Source organism: Rhodococcus sp. 14-2483-1-1 (assembly GCF_002259335.1).
Taxonomy (GTDB): Bacteria; Actinomycetota; Actinomycetes; order Mycobacteriales; family Mycobacteriaceae; genus Rhodococcoides.
In genome coordinates this window covers 259,086-276,436 of record NZ_NPFX01000023.1, presented here as the reverse complement: position 1 = coordinate 276,436, position 17,351 = coordinate 259,086, and the positions used below count along the sequence as shown (strand labels likewise).

Below are 17,351 nucleotides of genomic sequence, written 5' to 3'. Positions count from 1 at the left end.
AGACAAACGAGGAGCAAGTCATGGCAGAAGTACTCGTGCTCGTGGAGCACGTCGAGGGAACACTGAAGAAGGTCAGCTCCGAGCTGATCACCGCCGCTCGCGCACTGGGTGAGCCGTCCGCGGTCGTCACCGGTCCGGTCGGCACCACCGACAAGGTCGCCGACGCGCTGGCCGAAGCCGGTGCCGAGAAGATCTACGCCGCCGAGTCCGACGACATCGACGGATTCCTGGTCACGCCGAAGGTCGACGTGCTGTCGGCACTCGCGGAGTCGGTCTCGCCTGCGGCGATCATCACCGCGGCCACGATCGAGGGCAAGGAAGTTGCGGGACGGCTCGCAGCGCGCCTGGGCTCGGGCTACCACAACGACGTCGTGTCGTTGAACGACGACGGCAGTGCCGTCTACTCGATCTTCGGCGGCGCGTTCACCGTCGAGGCCAAGGCCAACGGCGACGTTCCGGTCATCTCGCTGCGTCCCGGCGCAGTCGAGGCCGAGCCGAAGGCCGGAGCAGGAACTCGCGAAACCGTCGAGGTCCCGGCGCAGGAAGACGGCACCGTCAAGGTCACCTCGCGTGACCCGATCGTGGGCGGCGACCGTCCGGAGCTCACCGAGGCGACGGTCGTCGTCTCCGGTGGACGTGGCGTCGGCAGTGCCGACAAGTTCTCGGTCGTCGAGGAGCTCGCCGATTCACTCGGTGCCGCAGTCGGTGCCTCGCGCGCCGCCGTCGACTCCGGTTACTACCCGGGCCAGTTCCAGGTGGGCCAGACGGGTAAGACCGTCTCCCCGCAGCTGTACGTTGCACTCGGCATTTCCGGAGCCATCCAGCACCGGGCCGGAATGCAGACCTCGAAGACCATCGTCGCAGTGAACAAGGACGAAGAGGCTCCCATCTTCGAGATCGCCGACTACGGCATCGTCGGTGACCTGTTCAACGTCGCGCCGCAGCTGACCGACGCAGTCAAGAAGCACAAGGGATAGCGACAGTCGCTGTTCTGCGAGAAGGCCCTCACCGCGTCGACGGTGGGGGCCTTCTCCCGTGAGTCGGGGCGACCTTGTTCATGCAAACTCTTCCGACACGTTCCCCTGTCGACGCTCGGTAGTCTTCCTGGCTCGTTAGACACACCTCATGACCACTTCCGTCATGAGCTCGACTGCATCGATCGTCCCGGCCACCGACCGCTATTCACTCGTGTTGTCCACCGACCCGGAGCACCGACTCGCGGCGCAGCGTTTGCGCTACGACGTGTTCGCGTCCGAGCCGGGATTTGCTGTTCCCACCGACCCCGACGGCCTCGACGCCGATCGGTTCGACGAATTCTGTGACCACCTTCTCGTCCGTGACCAGTGGACCGACACGTTCGTCGGCTGCTACCGCATGTTGCCGCCACCGGCTGCGGTGGCCGCAGGCGGCTACTACACGGCAACCGAATTCGATATCTCCGCACTCGATCCCGTCGGCATGAACATCGTCGAAATGGGCAGAGCCGCAGTGCATCCCGACCATCGATCCGGATCGGTTCTCGGCCTGATGTGGGCGGGAATACTGCACTACCTCGATGTGACGGGGTACGAGTGGGTGATGGGCTGTGTGTCGGTTCCCATGCAATCCGCACCGGGTGAACCTCTCGGGGCCAATGTCCGAAGCGTTCGAGATCGCCTGTTGGACAAGCATGCAACGACGCCCGATCGACGGGTCCGGCCCTACGCTCCGGTCGTCGTCGGCGGAGTCGACCTGGTCGACATCGCACCTGCGAAGCGAACATCCATGCCGCCGTTGATGAACGGATACCTCCGACTCGGGGCCTCCATCTGCGGTGAGCCTGCACACGACCCCGATTTCGGTGTCGCGGATTTTGTGGCGCTGCTCGGACTGCACGAGGCCAATACCCGCTACCTCGATCGGTTGCGTTCGGCTGCAACGACATTCGAGTCGGGTGCCCGGTGACGCAGCCGATCGTGCACGCTCATGCGTGGATGCCGTCGTCGCCGTGCGGTGACGGTTGTCTACCGAAGAACCCGCCGACGGTGAGACGGATCGTTCTCGTCCTGCGCGTCGTGCTGGCACTGACTGCATTCGGATTGCTGCCGGTGTTGGTCGTACTCGGCGTGCCCTTTCCTCGGGTTCGTCGTTCGCTGACGCGTCTCGGCTCTCGGATGCTGTTGCTGGCCATCGGCATCGACCTCACAGTCCTCGATGCCCGCTCGGAACGGGAACGATCTCGAACATCCGGGGGAGCTCTGCATGTCTCCGGGCACATCTCCTGGACCGATGTCGTTGTGCTCACCGCTGTCCGGCCCTCGACCTTCGTTGCGCGCGCCGACCTGGTCGACTGGCCGGTGCTCGGACGGCTGGCGCGGGCCATGAAGGTGCTCCCCATCGATCGAGCCCGCCTGCATCAGCTGCCCGGTGTCGTCGAGCAGGTGGCCGAACGAGTCCGAGCAGGTGGATCGGTCGTCGTCTTCCCCGAGGCCACCACCTGGTGTGGCCACGCCTACGGCTCGCTGCGCCCGGCGTTGTTGCAGGCGGCCATCGATTCCGAGACCTGGGTGCAGCCGATCCGGTTGCGGTACCTCGACCGAACCGGAGAGCAGACCACCGCGACCTGCTTCGTCGGAGACGAAACCATCGGCGCGTCCATCGGCCGGATCTTCCGACTTCGAGGACTGCGGGCGGAAGTGGAGTTCACGGCACCGGAGGCACCCGGCAGCGACCGGCGCGACCTCGCTCGCCGCTGTGAGGTGGCAATTCGTCGCGACGACGTATACGACCCCACAGTGCACCAGGTCACAGTGCGCGAGGTGGTGGCCGAAGCCGAGCGCCGCCCGAGTGCGCCGACGGTTGCGGCAGCCTGACCGAAGCGTCGACCGACGTGAGTGCGGACCCGCCTTGCGCAGGTAGGTCCGCGCTCCGGGCAGCGGGTATCGTCTAGCCTGTTATGCCTTCTGTGCGCAGTACGACTGCTACCGTCCCGTCTCGGCCACCGGTGTACCTCGATCACGCAGCAACGACCCCGATGTTGCCGAGTGCGATCGAGGCGATGAACTCTGTGTTCACCACCGTCGGAAACGCGTCCTCGCTGCACACCTCGGGCCGATCGGCCCGGCGTCGGGTGGAGGAATCTCGCGAGTCGATAGCCGCGGACCTCGGCGCGCGCCCGTCCGAGGTGATCTTCACCTCCGGTGGCACCGAAAGCGACAACCTCGCCGTGAAGGGCATTTTTGCCGCGCGCCGTGACTCCGACCCCACGCTGACGAGAATCATCGCCAGCTCGGTCGAACACCATGCCGTACTCGACGCCGTGGAATGGCTGGTCGCCCACGACGGCGCGGTTGTCACGTGGCTCCCGGTCGACACCGACGGACGGGTGACTCCTGAGGTATTGAGAGCGGAACTGGCCCTGCACGCGGACGAGACTGCCCTCGTCACCGTGATGTGGGCGAACAACGAGATCGGTACCGTCATGCCGATCACCGAGCTGGCAGCCGTCGCCGCCGAATACGGCGTCCCGATGCACAGTGACGCGATCCAAGCTGTCCCGCATCTGCCCGTGAGTTTCGCGGACAGCGGTCTGTCTGCGCTGAGCATCGCCGCGCACAAGTTCGGTGGACCCCAGGGCGTCGGCGCACTCCTGCTGGGTCGTCAGGTTTCGTGTGTTCCGTTGTTCCACGGCGGTGGCCACGAGCGAGACGTGCGTTCGGGCACTCCGGATACCGCAGGCGTCGTCGCCATGGCAGCTGCGCTGCGGTCGACCACCCAGAATGCGTCACGGCACCGTGCCGAACTGAGTGCATTGCGTGATCGGTTGATCGCCGGAATTCGAGACAACGTTCCCGACGTCATCCTCAATGGTCCCGAGGGTGACGACCGGTTGGCAGGAAACGTTCATTTCACGTTTCCCGGCTGTGAGGGCGATTCGCTGTTGATGCTGCTCGACGCCGCGGGAATAGAATGCTCGACGGGCTCCGCCTGTACTGCGGGCGTGGCCAGTGCCAGCCACGTACTGATCGCGCTCGGCCTCGATCCTGGCGTGGCCCGTGGATCGTTGCGGTTCTCCCTGGGGACCGGATCGTCCGATGAAGACGTCACCACTGTGCTTGCGGCGCTGCCGCAGGTCGTCGAACGTGCTCGTGCCGCCGGATTGGCCGGCGTCGGAGCTCGAGGAGGAAATCGCTGATGCGTGTTCTGGCTGCTATGAGCGGAGGAGTCGACTCGGCGGTGGCCGCGGCTCGTGCCGTGGACGAAGGCCACGATGTCGTCGGCGTTCACCTGGCCTTGTCGACCGCTCCCGGTGCGCTTCGCACGGGTTCGCGCGGCTGCTGCTCGAAAGAGGACGCCGGTGACGCTCGCCGGGCCGCCGACGTGCTCGGAATACCCTTCTACGTCTGGGATTTCGCCGACCGATTCAAAGAGGACGTCATCGACGACTTCGTGGCGTCGTACGCAGCGGGCGAAACTCCCAACCCCTGCTTGCGGTGCAACGAGAAGATCAAGTTCTCCGCGCTGGCGGACCGGGCTCTTGCACTGGGCTTCGACGCCGTGGCCACCGGACACTATGCCCAGCTGCACGACGGAGTGCTACGCCGGGCCGTGGACGCGGACAAGGACCAGTCCTACGTCTTGGCCGTGCTCAACCAGGGCCAACTCTCGCGTGCGATGTTCCCCATCGGCGACACTCCGAAGTCCGAGATCCGCGAGGAGGCAGCCGAGCGCGGGTTGGCTGTTGCGGACAAGCCGGACAGTCACGACATCTGCTTCATCCCCTCGGGAGACACACGCGCGTTCCTCGGCGCACACATCGGAGTGCGCCCGGGCAAGGTCGTCGACTCCGACACCGGAGTCGAACTGGCCGACCACGACGGTGTGCACGGTTTCACCATCGGACAGCGCAAGGGACTCGGAGTCGAAGGGCCTGCCGCCGACGGCCGCCCGCGCTATGTCACCTCGATCGAGCCCGAGAGCGGCACCGTCATGGTCGGTTCCGCGCAGAAGCTCGATGTCTGGGCCATCAGCGGAGACCGTGCGGTGTGGACCGAAGGCGTTGCCCCGACCGGTCCCATCGAGTGCGTCGTCCAGGTTCGCGCGCACGGCGGGCTGACCGACGCCGTCGCCGAGGCAGTGGGCGACGGGATGGAGATCCAGTTGCGCGCTCCACTCACCGGAGTTGCCAAGGGCCAGGCAGCGGTGTTGTACCGCAAGGACATTCACGGAGACATCGTCATCGGCAGCTCGACCATCTCGGGCACTCGATCCGAGCGCGAGTGACCGCGAGCGATTTCGCAGGACTTGCAACCGGTATCGGTTCCTGGCCGGGTACCGACATCCGTGAGGCTGCCGCAATCGTCCTCGGTGAGTTCGACGAGCTACCGCACATCGTCGAGCTCCCGGCACGCGGACTGGGTGCGGACACGATCGGGCGCACCGGAGCCATCATGGTCGACGTCGAACTCGACGTGCGCACGTCCGGATATCGGGTCGTGCCACGTCCGATGCTCGCCGGTCGTCGAGCCGGCGATTTTCTCGCCGAGGACCTCGATGTGCTCGAGGAACTGTGGGAGGTCTCGGGGCTTCGCGGCAGCGGCCGCACGATCAAGGTTCAGGCCGCTGGACCGTTCACGATGGCAGCCAATGTCGAACTTCGGCACGGGCATCGGGCTTTGACCGACCGGGGAGCCGTCCGGCATTTCACGGAAGCCCTCGGTGAGGGGCTTCGGGTGCACTGTGCGGAGGTGGCGCGTCGGCTCGGCGTCGACGTCGTGGTTCAGCTCGACGAACCCAGTCTCGCAGCCGTTCTGGCCGGCAGCCTGACGGGGATCACCGGGCTCGATACCGTGCGTTCGGTTCCCGAACCGGACGCACTCGAACTGCTCGACTCGCTGATGGAGACCATTGCGCTCCCAGTCGTGGTGCATTGCTGCGACTCCGATGTCCCTTTCGATCTGCTTCGCCGCTCGCGAGCTGCTGCGGTTGCCGTGGACGCGACCGGACTGCGCCGCACCGACTTCGACGGGATCGGCGAGTTGCTGCAGACGGGAAAGACGCTGATGCTCGGCTTGATTCCAGCGGCGGCCCCCGAGCGGCCCACGGGTTGGCGGGAACTCGCGGAGCCGGGCGTGACCTTGATCGACCGCCTCGGGTTCGATCGTTCTGTGCTCGCATCACAGATTTCGGTGACGCCCAGTTGCGGTCTGGCCGGCAGCACGCCGGAGTGGGCCCGTCGCGCAACAGGACTCGCCCGCGACGTGGCCGCCGCATTCGCCGACTCGCCCGATTCGTTGTGAGATCGCACAGTCGCTTCGAGTGACCGGGCACTGACTCCTCCACCTCGCGCCCCACGAGTATTGGGACGTCGAACAGGTGTGACACTATTCACATGGCCGTCGGGGGTCTATCGAATCGGTGGGAGTTCGGAACATGGCATCAGGCGGTCGCGACTTCGATCAGGTTGCCTCCCTCCGGCGTTCCGGCCGACACCGTCGAGGTGTGATGGCCAAACTCGCTGCTGCCACCTCCGACTGGTATCGAGCGCCGCACGATTTCGAGTGGATTCTCAACCACAGATCGACCCGCCCGCTGACCGGAATCATTCGCGTCGTGTTCGGCACGGCAACGATGATGTACGCGCTGACGTCGATCCTGATGCTCTTCAGTGACCTCGGGCCTCGCGGAACGACTGCGATCGGTTGGGTCGCGCTGGTGCTCGTGATCCAGGTTGCCGTCGCCGCTCGGTGTGTGCTCGGGCCGATCCCCGGCAAGAAATGGTTCATCGGCTTTCTCGCCTTCGGCGACATCCTCACGACCTCGGTATTGATTCTGTACGACCCCATCGCCTCACTCATCGGAACGGTGCTGTTCGCCATCACGGGCGCACTGTGCACCTACTTCCTGAGTCCACGACTGCTGGTGGCGCACTTGGTGTGGACCGCCACGTGCATCGTCGGCTTCGGCATTCGCACCTTCGTGACGGTGATGAACGACGATGTGGACTACATCGACGGGCCCGCTGTCGCGACCGCCACCGTGGTGCTGCTCCTGGCGACCGTGGGAGTTCCGGTGTTCGCTCAGGTGGCGTGGACGACGCTGTCCAACGACGCCAAGCGTTCGGTCCTCGATCCGCTGACCGGCGTGTACAACCGGCGAGGCATCGACAGCGAACTGCTGGACCTGTGGCAGCAAGCCCACTATCGGGATATGTCGATGGCGTTCATGGTCGTCGACATCGACAAGTTCAAGTCCGTCAACGACCGATTCGGGCACAGCCGCGGCGACGACGTGATCGTTCGAGTCGCCGACCGACTGCGCCGCCTGGTTCGGCACCAGGGGGGAGTCCTCGCCCGAACCGGCGGCGAAGAATTCCTCGTCGCCCTGGTCGGTGACGCGCGGGGAATGGTCGATCTCGGCTTCGACATCGTTCGGGTGCTCTGCGACCACCGGGACGACATCCCCGTCACCGTCAGCGTCGGCATGGCTCTGCTGCGGGAGGACTCGGCCCTGTGGGACGTGGGAACGTCGGTGGTCGGTAGAGCGGCACGCACGGCGGACGCCGCGATGTACCGGTCCAAGCAGTCCGGCGGCAACAGTCTGGTGATCGACGAGATCTGAGTCCGCACTGTGCCCGTAGCGCGATGCGCCGGTGTGCTCGCCCGAGACCTCTGCGATGATCGTCCGATGTATCGGCTATCGGATGCCCAACGACGGGGCTTGCCCGCCGGAGTGTTGTTGTCTGTGATGGCCTCCGTGCTCGGCGGCATCTACTCCGACTCCTTCGTGACGGGTTTCGCACTGACCGCCGGTATCTGCGCGGTGGCGCTCGTGGCCGCGACGCTGTTGCTGGGACTCATGGGTCGCTAGGGCCACGGTGTCGGCCGATGGGTCACTGTCGGTGGGGTCGGATAATCTTCGAGACGTGCCTGAGCCGACCGAACTACCCGCAGGAACCGACGACAGCGCAGGGACAGTCGGTGTAGAACTCGATGCCGCGTCCTCTGCCGATCGCGAGCGATGGCAGACGCTGGCCGAGGAAGTGCGCGGTCACCAGTTCCGCTATTACGTTCGTGATTCGCCCATCGTGTCCGACGGCGAATTCGATGCTCTGCTGCGTGAGCTCAACGATCTGGAAGATGCACACCCGGATCTACGGACCGCGGACTCGCCGACCCAACTCGTCGGAGGCGGCTTCGCGACGGAATTCACCGCCGTGGACCATCTGGAACGAATGCTGAGCCTGGACAACGTGTTCGACCACGACGAGCTTCGTGCCTGGGCAAAACGAGTCGAGACCGAGGCCGGGCCGGATCTGCACTATCTGTGTGAGGTCAAGATCGACGGCGTCGCGCTGAATCTGGTGTACGAGAACGGCACTCTGGTTCGTGGTGCCACCCGCGGAGACGGACGTACGGGCGAGGATGTGACCCTCAACGCACGCACTATCGACGACATCCCGGACACCCTGACGGGCAGTGCGGAGTACCCGGTGCCGGAGGTGCTGGAAGTGCGTGGGGAGGTCTTCTTCCGCCTCGAGGATTTCCAGGCTCTCAACGCCTCCCTCGTGGAGGAGGGCAAGCCCCCGTTCGCCAATCCGCGAAACTCCGCGGCTGGGTCGCTGCGACAGAAGAACCCTGCCGTCACCTCCAAGCGACGCCTGGGAATGATCTGCCACGGGTTCGGGCGCATGGTGGGCTTCACCCCCGATTCGCAGTGGCACGCCTACGAGGCGCTCCGAGCGTGGGGCCTGCCGATCTCGACGCACACCACACGCGTGCGGGGGATCGACGAGGTCGTCGACAAGGTCGTCTACTGGGACCAGCACCGACACGACGTCGAACACGAAATCGACGGGCTCGTGGTCAAGATCGACGAGATGTCGCTGCATCGGCGGTTGGGAACGACGTCTCGAGCACCGAGGTGGGCCATCGCCTACAAGTACCCACCCGAGGAAGTCACCACGACTCTGCTCGACATCCGTGTCAGCGTGGGCAGGACGGGCCGAGTGACCCCGTTCGCGTACATGACTCCGGTTCTCGTAGCCGGCTCGACGGTGTCGTTGGCAACTCTGCACAACGCCTCCGAGGTCAAGCGCAAGGGCGTGTTGATCGGCGACACGGTGACCATCCGCAAGGCGGGTGAGGTCATTCCGGAGGTTCTCGGACCTGTCGTCGACGCCAGGACCGGTGCCGAGACCGAATTCGTCATGCCCACCGAATGCCCGGAGTGCTCGACGCCACTCGCTCCGGCCAAGGAGGGTGATGCAGACCTGCGTTGCCCCAACTCGCAGTTCTGCCCGGCGCAGCGGCGCGAGCGGGTGTTCTTCGTGGCCGAGCGGCAGCGATTCGACATCGAGGGACTCGGGTACGAGGCCGCATCCGACCTGTTGACCACCGGTGCCATCGAGGACGAGGGCGATCTGTTCTCGCTCACCGAGACGGACTTGATGAAGACGGCGATCTTCCGCACCAAATCGGGGGCGCTCTCGGCGACCGGTCGCAAGCTGCTCGACAACTTGGCCGTCGCGAGGAACCAGCCGCTCTGGCGCGTCCTGGTCAGCCTGTCCATCCGGCACGTGGGGCCATCGGCGGCCCGTGCGTTGGCCGGAGAGTTCGGCAGTCTCGAACGTATCGAGGCGGCGTCTGTCGAGGAACTGTCTGCGGTCGACGGGGTGGGTGGCACCATCGCGGCCGCTGTCTCGGAGTGGTTCGAAGTCGACTGGCATCGAGCCATAGTCGACAAATGGCGGGCCGCGGGCGTCCGGATGGAAGACGAGCGCGATGCCTCCATCGATCGAAATCTCGAAGGGCTGTCGATCGTCGTCACCGGGTCGCTGACCTCGTACTCACGTGACGAGGCCAAAGAGGCGATCCTGCTGCGCGGCGGGAAGGCGGCGGGTTCGGTGTCGAAGAAAACTGCGTTCGTCGTCGTCGGCGAGTCCCCGGGGTCCAAACACGACAAGGCGATCGAGCTCGGCGTACCGGTACTGGACGAGTCGGGGTTCACACGGTTGTTGACCGAGGGACCTCAGGCGGTGGCACCTGCCGATACCGAACCGGAACCTGCATCGGACGACTGACCTGATGCGACAGCGTCAGGTCAGTACGGTGGCCACGATGCCGGCGAGGTAACCGAGCCGGGCAACCTCCGACGGTCGAAACTCCGGCCCACCCGGCCTTCCCAGCATGAGTACGGTGCCGGTGTTTCCGAGCGGAGCGGCGGCGATCTGGGTGTCCATGTCTCGCCACACCTGCGGAACCCATTCCGCATCTGCGTCCAGCGCAGCGGGAGCCGCCAACGGGAACCACGGCAGCTCCGCGGCGTGGGTCTCGGGTGCTCCGGAGCTACCCACCAGGCGGAACGGGCCGTGCGCGTTGGTGGCCACCACCGTGCTCCACCCCACTCGCAGAACCCGAGGGGCACCGTCGACCAAGACCTGCAGTCGGTCGTCGGATGCAGCGGCGACGCGATCGATCAGTTCCAGTTCGCGGTGGGTGTCGAGGACTCCGGTGTACGGCCGGATGGAATCGACCCGGACATCGTCGAGGTTCTCGGCGGCGGTGATCAGCGTGTCGGGAAGCGAACCGGGCGCGACGTCCACCACCAGATCGTCGACCGCGTATCCGTCACCGCGTTCGATGACGTCGAGGGAGAGGATGTCTGCGCCGACCGAACCGAGGGCGACGGCCAACGATCCGAGACTGCCCGGCCGGTCCGGCAGTTGAACGCGGAGCAGGTAGGACATGTCACGCTCCCTTTCGGCTTCTGGCGTACTACGGCCACCCCCGCGCAGCGAATCTATGCTGACGGGCGGAAAGGGAACATGTGCACCCCGGCGCGAGCAATCCTTGCATCTTCGACCTGTTCGGCACGTCCCGCAACGCGGGCAGTGACAATTCTGACACCAGGGGCACCCACGAGGAGTGCGTGCAGCCTGCGCGACGTTCCGCACTAGGCTGGACGGCGTTCGCGGACCCGTCTGGTTCGCTCTGCACAAACATGGGGTCGTTTCGTTCGGCTCCACTCCTACAGTGTGAAAGGGGTCCACGCGGTGCCTGACATCTCCCGCGACGAGGTCGCTCACCTCGCCCGGCTGTCGCGCTTGGCTCTCAGCGACGCCGAACTCGACGAGTTCGCCGGTCAGCTGGATTCGATTCTCCATCACGTCAAAGCCGTGGCGGAGGTGGCTACCGACGATGTTCCGCCGACGGCCAACCCCAGCGAGATCGTCAATGTGACGCGCCCCGACACGACTGTTCCCGGACTGACGCCGGAGCAGTCGCTCGCCGGCGCACCGAACGCGGAAGAGGGCCGTTTCGCGGTACCGCAGATTCTGGGAGAGAGCGAATGACCGACCTGACGAAGCTCGATGCATCCGAGCTCGCCACCCGAATTCACGCGCGCGAGATCAGCGCCGTCGAGGTGACCCAGGCGCATCTCGACCGGATCTCGGAGGTCGATGGAGACCTGCACGCATTCCTGCATGTCGCATCGGTCGAGGCACTCTCCGCGGCGACCGACGTCGACGCGGGACTGTCTGCAGGTCGTGCGCCCGCGTCAGCTCTGGCCGGGGTCCCGTTGGCTCTCAAGGACGTGTTCACCACGACCGACATGCCGACGACGGCCGGCTCGAAGATCCTCGACGGCTGGGTTTCGCCGTACGACGCGACACTGACCTCGAAGCTGCGCGCAGCGGGTATCCCGGTGCTGGGCAAGACCAACATGGACGAGTTCGCGATGGGCTCGTCGACCGAGAACTCTGCGTACGGGCCGACCAAGAACCCGTGGGACACCACCCGGATCCCCGGTGGCTCGGGGGGTGGCAGCGCGGCGGCGCTCGCCTCGTACCAGGCACCGTTGGCGATCGGCACCGACACCGGCGGATCCATTCGCCAGCCGGCCGCACTGACCGGCACCGTGGGAACCAAGCCGACCTACGGCAGTGTCTCGCGCTACGGTTTGATCGCCTGTGCATCCTCTCTCGACCAGGGTGGTCCGTGCGGGCGCACGGTGCTCGATACCGCGCTGCTGCACGAGGTGATCGCCGGATACGATCCGCGGGACTCCACGTCCGTCGACACGGCAGTTCGGCCCGTCGTCGCAGCGGCACGAGAGGGTGCTCGCGGCGACCTGTCGGGCGTTCGCGTCGGGGTCGTGAAGGAATTGCATTCCGACAGTTACCAGCCCGGTGTGATCTCGTCCTTCGATGCCGCGATGACCGCACTCACCGAACTCGGTGCCGAGGTCGTCGAGGTCTCGTGCCCCAATTTCGTGCACGCGTTGGCCGCGTACTACCTGATTCTGCCGTCCGAGGTGTCGTCCAACCTCGCTCGATTCGACGGGATGCGATACGGCTTGCGGGCCGGTGACGACGGCAAGCACAGCGCCGAGCAGGTCATGGCGATCACCCGTGCCGAAGGGTTCGGGCCGGAAGTCAAGCGCCGCATCATGATCGGAACGTACGCACTCTCGGCCGGATACTACGACGCCTACTACGGTTCGGCCCTGAAGGTGCGCACACTCATTGCACGCGACTTCGACGCCGCCTACGAGAAGGTCGACGTGCTGGTGTCGCCGACGACCCCGACAACGGCATTCCCGTTGGGGGAGAAGGTGGACGATCCGATGGCGATGTACCTCAACGACCTGTGCACGCTGCCGACGAACCTCGCGGGCCACTGCGCGATGTCGGTGCCGTCGGGTCTTGCCACCGAGGACGGTCTACCCGTGGGACTTCAGATCATGGCTCCAGCGTTCGCGGACGAACGTCTCTACCGTGTCGGCGCCGCCTACGAGGCCGCTCGCGGCGATCTGAGGTAGTACGAGGTGCTGCATCGGTGGGCTGCAGACCTGGCTCATCTACCTCTGCTCTCCGGTGCCGTGCCGACAGTCGCACTGACGGTGGCGGCGGTACTGTTGCTGGCCACGATCGGTGCCGTCGTCGTGCGGGTTCGGCGCGGCTCGGGGCTCGGGCCGTTGTTCGGTTCGCTGAGCGCCCTCGGTCTGCTGGTGGCGGTACTGGTTGCAGCCGCCGTGATCACCAATCTGACCGTCACCCGGTATCCGACGGCGGCACTCGCTCTGGGGCGTCGACCTGTCGTCCCGGTCGAGGGCCACGGCAGACTGGTCGATCTCGAGGTGCCCGGCACGGTGTCGCACTTCGACGCTCGGCCCGCGACCATCTACCTTCCGGCCTCGTACGACGCCGGTGCCGACGACCTGCCGGTGCTGGTGTTGCTCACCGGCCAACCCGGTCACGTCGTCGACTGGATCGAGGGTGGCCGCTTGATGCAGACGATGGACGCTTTCGCGGCCCGTCACGAGGGTGCTGCCCCGATCGTCGTCGTTGCCGACGGTCTCGGTGACACCGAGGCCAATCCGATGTGCATGGACTCGGACCTCGGAAATGCGGCGACCTACCTCTCTGTCGATGTGCCGCAATGGGTTCGGTCGAATTTCCGGGCGTCCCCGGATCCACGGGCATGGGCGGTCGGCGGGTACTCCTACGGAGGAACCTGCGCCCTGCAGCTTGCGGTGACTGCACCGTCGGTGTACCCGACGTTTCTGGATATCTCCGGTGAGGACGAGCAACGTCGCGGCACGAGAAGCGAATCGGTTGCCGCAGCATTCGGAGCGGACACTCCGGCGAACGAGGCTCGATTCGAAAGCGCGACGCCATTGAACATATTGTCGCGTAACAGCTTTCCCGATTCGGCCGGTGCCTTCGTCGCCGGTTCCGACGACGAAGAATTCAGGCCGCAGACCGAGCGGGCCTTCGAGGCTGCTGCGGCTGCCGGTCTCGACGTTCATTACAGCGAGTTGCCCGGCGGCCACTCGATGCAGGTATGGGCTCCGGCCTTGGAACACGAGATGGACTGGCTCGGAGAACGATTGGGACTGCTCGACTGACCCGAAGTCACCGGCAGAGCGGCATGCTGGTGCCCTGGTCGATTCCGTAACGATGGCCGTGACCGGCCTCCACGTCTAGAGCCGCTGCCAGATCGACGGACGTCTGGACGAAGCTGACGAGCGGTAGCCACATCGGCATCGGCGCATCGTGACGAGTTGCCGTTGGATCGGGAGCCGACCACAGCAGATCTGCAGACCATCGGACGACGGGGTCCGATGAATTGGCGAGCACCGTTGCGCCGTCGGTGTTCACGGCTCCGGCGGGTGGACCTGCCCAGACTGCTCCGCAGACGAGCGGATCGGTCCGACGAAGAGCCAGATAGGTGTCGCTGCCCGCTACCGCCCCCAGACTCTGGCCGTACACGACGATCTGCGGCGGTGTCGATTTCGTTGCTGCCCGCGCAGCGACTGCGTGTGCAACTGCCTCGGCCGAGCTGCGTGCATCGTCCTCGGCGAACATGAACGTCGCCCAGCTCGGCTTGTTCGAGTACTGCACCGCCACGGTCGCGACATCCCCGCCGAATCTGCTTTCGGCACCCGTGACCGCGTTCTCGTCCACCCAGCCCGATCCGGTCGGTATCGCGACGACCACCACACTGCGATCGAAAGCGCCCGCGCGTTCCATGTCCGCGACGGCCAACGCGACGCGTCGATCGAGCGTGGGTGCCGAGTCGAGGCCGACGTACGTGCGCACGGAACCGGGGACGAAGCCGCCGGACACGAACTTTCTGCCCTCTCTGCCCAGCGTGCCCCACGGAACGAGCGAGTCGGGACCACCTGATCTCGTTTTCGCAATCGGAGCGGTCACCGTATCGTCCATCACCGAGTTCGAAGCCGAGAAAGAACTGGACATGGCCGACCAGAGCGCGGGCGCGGCAACAACGTACGACAGCACGCCGACGACCGCGATCAGAACGACCGATCGCACACCACCGAGCGCAGTGCACACTCTCCTGGTGGCGAAACCGATTGCCCACAGGGTGAGAGCGACGCACGCCGCTCCACCGACGACGTCGACGGCGTAGTGCCAGTCCACTGCTCGGGTGGCCATCGCAGCTCGTAATTTGTTCTGCCACAGAACATTCGAGTACACCGCGCCGATCGAGATCAGCGTTCCAGTGCCCGCTGCCCACGCCCGCGCGCCGAATCCAGCGGGTCGCCGCGTGCCGAGAGCGTGCCGGGCCGACCATGCGAGGGCGAGCGCGATCGCCATCGATACGCCGATCAACAGTGCCTGGCTGCCGGCTGGACGGGGGAGCAGCGCAGGAGCCGACGACACCGACACTGCAGCTGTGAGCGCAATCGAGGTCCCGATTCGTGGCAGCCGTATTCCCGTCGAGAGTGGCGGTGCAACAGCAGTCCCAGCGAAGCCGATTCGCCCGGAGGATCCGGTGATCGAGGCGATCATGCGTGTTCGCCGATCACGGGTACCGATACTCGTGTGCGCACGTATCGGCCCGTCAGTAGAGCCGAAAGCGTCATCAGGGCAAAGGCTGCGCCGCCCAGCGCGATCGGCAGTGCGGGTTCGGCCACCGGTATGCCGAACGACTGCCGCCACGAATTCATGTCCACGGCCGCCGCGGCCACCGATGCAGCAGCGTCGCACGCCCGGCGTGATTCGTCATCGGTTCGCTCGGTGCAGGCGGCGTGCAGACGGCTTTCCAGCTGACCATCGATGGCTCGGCGCCAGTGCGGGTCCACGGTCTTGCCTGTCGCAGCGGCATACCGTAAGAGGTCGTAGCCCAGATCGTGTGCCTTGCAAGAGGGTTCGAATTCCGATGGCAGCGGCACGGGCGAAGAACAGTCCCCGTGAGGATTCTCTGCCATGGCGTCGAGCACTATCGGTCTGTAGCCCATCACCGATGCGAAGTCGACGGGGATCGCTCGGGTCGCCGCGTCTGCCGGCTCTGCGACGAGCGCGTGCACTGCTACGGCGACGGGCGATGTCCTGTCGGGTGCGGACGGCGGGGACGACGCGGCACCGGTGGTAGCAATCACCGCTGTCGTGGCCGCGGCGATGCACATCAGGATGCGAGAAGTGTTCCTGTTCATGGCTTTCGACGCTACGAAGCGAGATACTCGACGGGCATCGCGCCGAGGTCTCGTTCTGCGGTGACTGGCGGTCTCGGTCTGCGGCCGGTTCGATACCGTAGGTGTGTGCGGAACTGATACTCAGGTATGACGTCCTCGTCGGCCCACACTCCCTAGGCTCGGTCCGTGCGCAAGAACAGATCAGGAGAATCGAAGCCCGGAGCGGCGAGGCGTCGGATACCGACTCGAATTGCCGGCGTCCGTTCGGTCGACGTGCTGATCGTTGTCGTCGGTGCGGTGCTGTATTCGATCGCATGGCCGACACTGCCGGTCACCCATCAGGTCTCGGGGCCGTTGATGCCTATCGTCGGCGCACTCGCGGCCTTCCCATTCGTGTTGATTCGAGTCAATCCCGCGTTGGGGTGGGCGGTGTCGGCGCTGTCCGCTCTGGTCATTCCGGTAGCGTTCGACCGCACTCCGGGGTACGACTATCCGTGGCAAGTGGTACACATTCTCGTCCTGTTGGCGCTGTTGTTCGCCGTCGCGTTGCGGTCTCCGCCCTCGGTGCTGCTGCTGGCCTGGTTGGCGAGCATGCTGGTGTTCTTCGCGTACATGCCGGGCTCGGACGGAGTCGGTTGGTCGGTCGGCCTCACGGCGGTCGTCGTGTTCGGACTGTTGATCCGCTGGCTCGTCCTCTCCCGCAGGCAACTTGCCCAGCAGGAGGAGGTCAGCGAACTCGAGCGCACCAGGCGCACGGTTCTCGAGGAGAAGGCGAAGATCGCTCGGGATCTGCACGACGTCGTTGCGCATCACATGTCGATGGTGGTCGTGCAGGCGCAGAGTGCGCCGTATCGACTCGACGACGTATCCGAGGCCGCCGCGCTGGAATTCGCGTCGATCGGTGCCACGGCGCGCGAGGCACTCAACGAGATCAGGGGAATGCTCGGTGTGCTCCGCAGTGATGGGCAGCCGTGGCAGGACGCACCGGCACCGAACGCACTCGATCTCGAACGCACCCTACACGCGAGTCGCAAGGCCGGGATGGACGTGCGCTGGAACATCACCGGACCGATCGAATCGATCTCCGACACAACAGGTTTGGCACTCTACAGAATCCTCCAGGAGTCGTTGTCCAATGCTGCGCGCCATGCCCCCGAGGCTGCCGTGACCGTCGACATCACGGTGGGGCCGAGCACCGTCGTGATGACCGTGGTCAATGCGCCGTCACCGAAGATCGGTGGACCTACCGCTGGATCGGATACCGGCGGGCACGGGATAGCGGGCATGCGAGACCGAGCGCGGGCAGCACACGGGTGGCTGCACGCTTCCGCCCTACCGGACGGCGGATTCGAGGTGGCGGTGCACGTTCCGAACGGCATGCCGACCTCGACGGCATGGACGGTCGCGGACGAACTCGCCTAGGCTGACGA

General features: G+C 65.6%; 16 protein-coding genes. 13 read left to right on the top strand and 3 right to left on the bottom strand.

From position 1 onward, the window contains the following. Nucleotides 1-20: 20 nt before the first annotated feature. The 9 genes from CH294_RS24590 to ligA all read left to right on the top strand — a co-directional run bounded on the left by CH294_RS24590 (nucleotide 21) and on the right by ligA (nucleotide 10,060). Nucleotides 21-977 carry an electron transfer flavoprotein subunit alpha/FixB family protein gene (locus CH294_RS24590; protein WP_037174086.1) on the top strand — a complete coding sequence of 319 codons (957 nt, stop codon included), beginning with the start codon at nucleotides 21-23 and terminating at the stop codon, nucleotides 975-977. Nucleotides 978-1,125: 148 nt separating this feature from the next. After that, nucleotides 1,126-1,944 (top strand): GNAT family N-acyltransferase, encoded by an 819-nt coding sequence (locus CH294_RS24585; RefSeq protein ID WP_094739272.1) that lies wholly within the window; start codon nucleotides 1,126-1,128, stop codon nucleotides 1,942-1,944. Further along, on the top strand, nucleotides 1,941-2,852 hold the full coding sequence (locus CH294_RS24580) for a lysophospholipid acyltransferase family protein (RefSeq protein ID WP_249305486.1): 912 nt from the start codon (nucleotides 1,941-1,943) through the stop codon (nucleotides 2,850-2,852). Before CH294_RS24585 ends, CH294_RS24580 begins: the two co-directional genes overlap by 4 nt. Nucleotides 2,853-2,935: 83 nt before the next feature. Further along, nucleotides 2,936-4,174 carry a cysteine desulfurase family protein gene (locus CH294_RS24575; RefSeq protein WP_052058834.1) on the top strand — a complete coding sequence of 413 codons (1,239 nt, stop codon included), beginning with the start codon at nucleotides 2,936-2,938 and terminating at the stop codon, nucleotides 4,172-4,174. Beyond that, nucleotides 4,174-5,262 (top strand): tRNA 2-thiouridine(34) synthase MnmA, encoded by a 1,089-nt coding sequence (gene mnmA / locus CH294_RS24570; protein WP_032403141.1) that lies wholly within the window; start codon nucleotides 4,174-4,176, stop codon nucleotides 5,260-5,262. The genes CH294_RS24575 and mnmA overlap by 1 nt, the downstream gene beginning before the upstream one ends. Beyond that, entirely contained in the window at nucleotides 5,259-6,278 is a 1,020-nt protein-coding gene (locus CH294_RS24565) for a methionine synthase (protein ID WP_032376986.1), read from the top strand. The genes mnmA and CH294_RS24565 overlap by 4 nt, the downstream gene beginning before the upstream one ends. 133 nt (nucleotides 6,279-6,411) lie before the next feature. Further along, nucleotides 6,412-7,599, top strand: coding sequence for a GGDEF domain-containing protein (locus CH294_RS24560; RefSeq protein ID WP_094739271.1), 1,188 nt, complete (start codon nucleotides 6,412-6,414; stop codon nucleotides 7,597-7,599). Between the two features lie 66 nt (nucleotides 7,600-7,665). Next, complete coding sequence (locus CH294_RS24555) at nucleotides 7,666-7,848, top strand: hypothetical protein (protein WP_032378171.1); 183 nt, start codon at nucleotides 7,666-7,668, stop codon at nucleotides 7,846-7,848. Between the two features lie 55 nt (nucleotides 7,849-7,903). After that, nucleotides 7,904-10,060 carry an NAD-dependent DNA ligase LigA gene (ligA, locus tag CH294_RS24550; RefSeq protein ID WP_170944843.1) on the top strand — a complete coding sequence of 719 codons (2,157 nt, stop codon included), beginning with the start codon at nucleotides 7,904-7,906 and terminating at the stop codon, nucleotides 10,058-10,060. A 15-nt stretch (nucleotides 10,061-10,075) separates the two neighbouring features. On the opposite strand, the gene CH294_RS24545 is transcribed toward ligA, so the two are convergent. After that, entirely contained in the window at nucleotides 10,076-10,726 is a 651-nt protein-coding gene (locus CH294_RS24545) for an amino acid-binding protein (RefSeq protein WP_032376988.1), read from the bottom strand. Between the two features lie 306 nt (nucleotides 10,727-11,032). On the opposite strand from CH294_RS24545, the gene gatC reads away from it, so the two are divergent. Genes gatC through CH294_RS24530 form a run of 3 tightly spaced genes read left to right on the top strand, consistent with a single transcriptional unit; the run spans nucleotide 11,033 to nucleotide 13,890 of the window. Further along, on the top strand, nucleotides 11,033-11,332 hold the full coding sequence (gene gatC, locus CH294_RS24540; protein WP_032378172.1) for an Asp-tRNA(Asn)/Glu-tRNA(Gln) amidotransferase subunit GatC: 300 nt from the start codon (nucleotides 11,033-11,035) through the stop codon (nucleotides 11,330-11,332). Continuing rightward, the gene (gene gatA, locus CH294_RS24535) at nucleotides 11,329-12,801 is read left to right on the top strand and encodes an Asp-tRNA(Asn)/Glu-tRNA(Gln) amidotransferase subunit GatA (RefSeq protein ID WP_094739269.1); all 1,473 of its coding nucleotides are present in this window, start codon (nucleotides 11,329-11,331) and stop codon (nucleotides 12,799-12,801) included. The genes gatC and gatA overlap by 4 nt, the downstream gene beginning before the upstream one ends. A 6-nt stretch (nucleotides 12,802-12,807) precedes the next feature. Next, the gene (locus tag CH294_RS24530; RefSeq protein WP_094739268.1) at nucleotides 12,808-13,890 is read left to right on the top strand and encodes an alpha/beta hydrolase-fold protein; all 1,083 of its coding nucleotides are present in this window, start codon (nucleotides 12,808-12,810) and stop codon (nucleotides 13,888-13,890) included. 7 nt (nucleotides 13,891-13,897) lie between these two features. Here CH294_RS24530 and CH294_RS24525 read toward each other — a convergent pair whose 3' ends face one another. Together CH294_RS24525 and CH294_RS24520 are read right to left on the bottom strand one after the other, a co-directional pair. Continuing rightward, complete coding sequence (locus CH294_RS24525; protein ID WP_094739267.1) at nucleotides 13,898-15,298, bottom strand: alpha/beta-hydrolase family protein; 1,401 nt, start codon at nucleotides 15,296-15,298, stop codon at nucleotides 13,898-13,900. Further along, nucleotides 15,295-15,942, bottom strand: a complete 648-nt coding sequence (locus CH294_RS24520; RefSeq protein WP_141216539.1) for a hypothetical protein — start codon at nucleotides 15,940-15,942, stop codon at nucleotides 15,295-15,297. Before CH294_RS24520 ends, CH294_RS24525 begins: the two co-directional genes overlap by 4 nt. Before the next feature lie 216 nt (nucleotides 15,943-16,158). On the opposite strand from CH294_RS24520, the gene CH294_RS24515 reads away from it, so the two are divergent. Further along, on the top strand, nucleotides 16,159-17,343 hold the full coding sequence (locus tag CH294_RS24515; RefSeq protein WP_094739329.1) for a histidine kinase: 1,185 nt from the start codon (nucleotides 16,159-16,161) through the stop codon (nucleotides 17,341-17,343). Nucleotides 17,344-17,351 lie beyond the last annotated feature (8 nt).

What these genes read in the sequence shown, in the direction of transcription:
- CH294_RS24590 (WP_037174086.1), top strand. Translation starts at nt 21, where the DNA reads ATGGCAGAAGTACTCGTGCTCGTGGAGCACGTCGAGGGAACACTGAAG.
- CH294_RS24585 (WP_094739272.1), top strand. Translation starts at nt 1,126, where the DNA reads ATGACCACTTCCGTCATGAGCTCGACTGCATCGATCGTCCCGGCCACC.
- CH294_RS24575 (WP_052058834.1), top strand. Translation starts at nt 2,936, where the DNA reads ATGCCTTCTGTGCGCAGTACGACTGCTACCGTCCCGTCTCGGCCACCG.
- mnmA (WP_032403141.1), top strand. Translation starts at nt 4,174, where the DNA reads ATGCGTGTTCTGGCTGCTATGAGCGGAGGAGTCGACTCGGCGGTGGCC.
- CH294_RS24560 (WP_094739271.1), top strand. Translation starts at nt 6,412, where the DNA reads ATGGCATCAGGCGGTCGCGACTTCGATCAGGTTGCCTCCCTCCGGCGT.
- CH294_RS24555 (WP_032378171.1), top strand. Translation starts at nt 7,666, where the DNA reads ATGTATCGGCTATCGGATGCCCAACGACGGGGCTTGCCCGCCGGAGTG.
- CH294_RS24545 (WP_032376988.1), bottom strand. Translation starts at nt 10,726, where the DNA reads ATGTCCTACCTGCTCCGCGTTCAACTGCCGGACCGGCCGGGCAGTCTC.
- gatA (WP_094739269.1), top strand. Translation starts at nt 11,329, where the DNA reads ATGACCGACCTGACGAAGCTCGATGCATCCGAGCTCGCCACCCGAATT.
- CH294_RS24525 (WP_094739267.1), bottom strand. Translation starts at nt 15,298, where the DNA reads ATGATCGCCTCGATCACCGGATCCTCCGGGCGAATCGGCTTCGCTGGG.
- CH294_RS24520 (WP_141216539.1), bottom strand. Translation starts at nt 15,942, where the DNA reads ATGAACAGGAACACTTCTCGCATCCTGATGTGCATCGCCGCGGCCACG.